Here is a 3,912-nt window from a genome sequence, read left to right on the forward strand (position 1 = left end):
CGCTTGGTATAACAGAGATAGATGATCTTGAATCATCCCAATTGCTTTAAATTCACTTAGCTCTCTTTTTTTATTTTGCAACAGAAGTTGACGCATTTTAAACATCGTAGAGGAACATAAAAAAATCGCAATGAGCTTTCCATACACATGGCATTCTAAACGCTCTTGTTTGATATTTTGCCAGTGATGAATTTGAAATAAAGATTTCCACGTTTTAAAGATGATTTCTATTTGCCAGCGTAGGGAGTAAAAATCATGTATTTGTTCCATTGGAACAATCTCCCAAGGAGTATTCGTAACATATATGTTTATACCAGTTAATCGTTTGCTTTTTTCTGAATATGTAATCCCTTTTTTACTTTCGGTATAGCTTTGTTTTGTTCTACGTTCCTGCAATTGTTTTTCCGTTAATCGATAGATAACTACTCGTGTAAATAGTTTTTGTTCCTTTCCAATATACACTTCCTTCATTTCATATGTTTGTCCTGATTTTAACGTGTTCATAATGCACTCTAAATCAACTTGGATATACTGTGACTGCTTTTTTACTGTCCCATTTCGAAAGTATTCTGGAAACGGATTTTTCATATACACCGTATGGTTTAACTTCAGTCTTGAAATATAGTACACATCACGTTGATCCATTTGATCTAAGTCTTCCAATGAAAAATAACCTAAATCGCGAATACATAAATCTCCTGGTCGTAAGGTAACTAAGCACTCCGTACCAAATGTTTTGTCATTATTTTTCCCTGGCCCTACCTGGAAGTTTAGAAACTGTCCGCTGTGCAGGTCATATTCTAATTGAATCTTTATACCCGCTGTTTGTGCACACCCACCTGATCCAGGATATACATGGGATAAATGTTTTGGTACTTGGAAAATCGTCGCATCTAAAATACGAATTCGTTGAAAATACGTGAACGCCGCACTTGAAATGGTAGATGTTTCACAAAGTTTACTTTTCCACAATGCAGAAAAAATATATTTCAAAAATTCAACAGCTTTCCTATCAAAGCGCTTATTGAGTCCTTCCGGACTCATAAAAGTGCCCGTGGCTGCGTGTAATTGGCTACATAATCGAACGAGGGAATCACTCGCTGTACGTTGACTTACCCAGATACAAATGGTAGCTAATTCATTCCCTGAAAATTTTCGTTTTCTTTTTACAAAACCTAATTCTTTTGCGAGCTCTTCTAAGAGAGAAGGGGTTAAATAACGGCACAGTTCTTCAGAAAATAGTTGTAATTCATCTTGAGTCGAAAGAGTCATAAAAACGTCATCCTTTCTATTTAGCTTTTTAGAAAGAATAACGTTTTTTTACACTTGGGGGTAGTAAAGATTCTTAAGTTGATGGGCATGTATGGTGACCCCAAGAAGGAAAAGCAATTGCAAAGCTAAATCCTAATTTTAAAGAAGGGCGACCAAAGAAATATAATAAGAAACAAATAGAACATGCTTTATTTCTTTTACATAATCATTCTTATAAAGAAGTGGAGGAAAAGATGGGAATTTCCAAAAGTACATTAATCAGAGCGAAGAGGCAATTTAAAAAAGAGAATGCCACAGAAATTACAGTTACATCATAGCATTCATCCTTTTATTTACTTTTAATGGGAAAAGTCCTGCGGACTAGAGTAGCTACCCTGTCACTAAGCCTTTAAGGGATTCTCTCCTGTTTTTCTATATCTTGAGAAAAAAGAGGAATTGCGTCTTCTTTACGTACCTGAAACCAATCGTTTTTTCGTAGATATTGATATTCCTGTTTTGTAATCTTACATTCTTTGTTTAACAGAAAACGTTGACCAAAGACATAATAAGATGCCCCCTTTATCAAAGTTGCGTAATACATACATCAACAGTCCTTTTCATAAAAGTATATGAATAAAACAAAAAGGAAACAAATTCATTGTTTCCTTTTCACTGCAAAGATAGATTGTACAGCCTACCCTCTTTCTATTAGGATAACTGATTAATTGGTTTTTTATACCAATTACTTATAGGATGCAAGACAATGTTTTTAGACACGTCTTTTTTACTACTCTTTGGGTTCCGTTATTTCACAACTTCGAATACATGCAATGCATCTTTACGGAGTTTGTCTTTTTCAGTATCTGATTTTTTGAAGTCGTATTGATATAAAGCGGATTCCCAATCGCCATACATCGGATTTGGGAATACAATAAACTTTTCTCCAAATGCTTCATGCATCTCTTCGACCGCTTGATTTCTATCTTGTACAGGTTTCTCATCAAACCCAGTAAAATCAGATAAATTATCTCCAAAGAATAGAACAATATCATGTTCTGTCGCAACTTTCTTTCTTCGTTCTTCTTTCCCTTTTTCCTCTTGTCCTTGCAATAAAACATGCTCTTTATCAGCTTGTGGGATATTCAGTTTCTGTAAGTTTTGTAAAGTGGCGTCTAACTGATTTTGTTTGCGATTGGAAATGTAGTAGATCGATACACCTTTTTCATTTGCATATTGTAAAAAGGAAACTGCGCCAGGGAGGGCTTCTGCTTTCGCTTGTTGAATCCATTCTTCCCATTTATAAGGAAACCCTTTCTTCTCTTTTACTGTCATGGCTTGATACGGACTATTATCCACGACGGTTTCATCTAGATCTAAAACGATGGCAGGTTTTTTCTTGGTACCTTTGGCAAGTGCCGCGTCTAATTTCATCTTTCCTATATTATATCCTTGATGATAGAGCGCTTTGACTTCTCCAGCCGTTTGATACCAAGCATCTGCCATAACTTGTTGTTCGGTTAATGAAGATGTTTGTTTCGGATGTGTTTGTAGTGACTGACATCCCATGAGAGAAAGAGAGAACAACGTTATGGCTATACTTGTTTTTAAAATTAGTTTCATTGCGTATCACACTCCTGGATGTATGTTTTGTATGGTATGCGCTTACCTTACAGGAGTTATACCTAAAATGCAATTCTCTTTTATTAGAAAATACCTTTATTTTATCTTTTTTGAAGGAGAAAAGGTGGATTTTTAAATTTTTATGATACAAAATTACCTTCAATCATTTTAAGAGCGATGATAGGGTCGTGTATTCATTTTAATTCGTTCATATGTTTTTTTCTATTGCATATAAATTAAAAACGTTTACTGATCAACCTGAAGGGTGTTTTTCAAATAGGTTGGTATACAGTTGGTTGATAAAACCATTACTTTAATATATATTGGTTTTATCGACATAATCGAAACTGAAATATGCAAAAATACATATTTCAAAACTCGTTATTACGTGTATGATGAAGCAAAGATAAAAAATAGAGGGACCAATTACGAGGGAGAAATTAGGATGAGAATTGCATTCGCAGTAGTAAAGTTCATAGTATCGTAATACCGTTAGTAACAAAATCACAAAAAATAGGGATGTAATTTGCGGTTCCTACCATGTTAAAAACGTGAAAATATACTTTTGTTTGTTATTTTCTTTTGATAGGAAGATAACCACCACAAGTAGGGGCCTGTGGTGGTTAGGAGAAAGTTATAAAAAGCTAGTATAAGCATTAGCATCTTTATTTTACAAGAAATGATATATATTGGTATTGAGAAAGTTATTCTCTACATGCGAGATAACAAACAATACATGCAACAAATATCCCGATGCTAAGATAACCCAATAGAATATCTATGCCAAGTACAAACAGGATATTTTTTCTCATCTATCGGTTATTTTGCTAGTTGAGCTTCATATTTTTGAACCAGTCGATAAAACGTAGTTTTGGGTACATTCGCTTTCTCCATTGCTTCCACTGCTGTAATGGTCCCAGTTTTCCAAATGTCATATGCAGTGATAAATGCAAGTGTAATTTCTGCTTTTGGTCTACCAAGGTGTTTTCCTTGTTTTTTAGCTAAATCAATTCCTTCTCTTTGACGTGTTTTGATTTTGGT

General features: G+C 34.5%; 3 protein-coding genes and 2 pseudogenes. 1 reads left to right on the plus strand and 4 read right to left on the minus strand.

From position 1 onward, the window contains the following. On the minus strand, positions 1-1,272 hold a 1,272-nt coding region (locus JDS99_RS30025; protein WP_199696389.1), incomplete at its 3' end, for an IS4 family transposase. A 101-nt stretch (positions 1,273-1,373) separates the two neighbouring features. On the opposite strand from JDS99_RS30025, the pseudogene JDS99_RS30030 reads away from it, so the two are divergent. Further along, a pseudogene (locus tag JDS99_RS30030) lies at positions 1,374-1,589 on the plus strand (recombinase family protein); the annotation flags it as partial. Positions 1,590-1,660: 71 nt separating this feature from the next. Here the strand turns inward: JDS99_RS30030 and JDS99_RS30035 are convergent. The 3 genes and pseudogenes from JDS99_RS30035 to JDS99_RS30045 form a co-directional block, all read right to left on the minus strand. Beyond that, positions 1,661-1,852 carry a YqbF domain-containing protein gene (locus JDS99_RS30035; protein ID WP_199696390.1) on the minus strand — a complete coding sequence of 64 codons (192 nt, stop codon included), beginning with the start codon at positions 1,850-1,852 and terminating at the stop codon, positions 1,661-1,663. 203 nt (positions 1,853-2,055) lie between these two features. Further along, positions 2,056-2,871: a 5'-nucleotidase, lipoprotein e(P4) family gene (locus JDS99_RS30040; protein ID WP_199696391.1), complete on the minus strand. Its 816-nt coding sequence runs from the start codon at positions 2,869-2,871 to the stop codon at positions 2,056-2,058. Positions 2,872-3,690: 819 nt separating this feature from the next. Continuing rightward, positions 3,691-3,912 (minus strand): annotated as a pseudogene (locus JDS99_RS30045) (recombinase family protein); the annotation flags it as partial.

This window comes from Bacillus cereus group sp. N6 (assembly GCF_016483705.1).
Lineage (GTDB): Bacteria > Bacillota > Bacilli > Bacillales > Bacillaceae_G > Bacillus_A > Bacillus_A wiedmannii.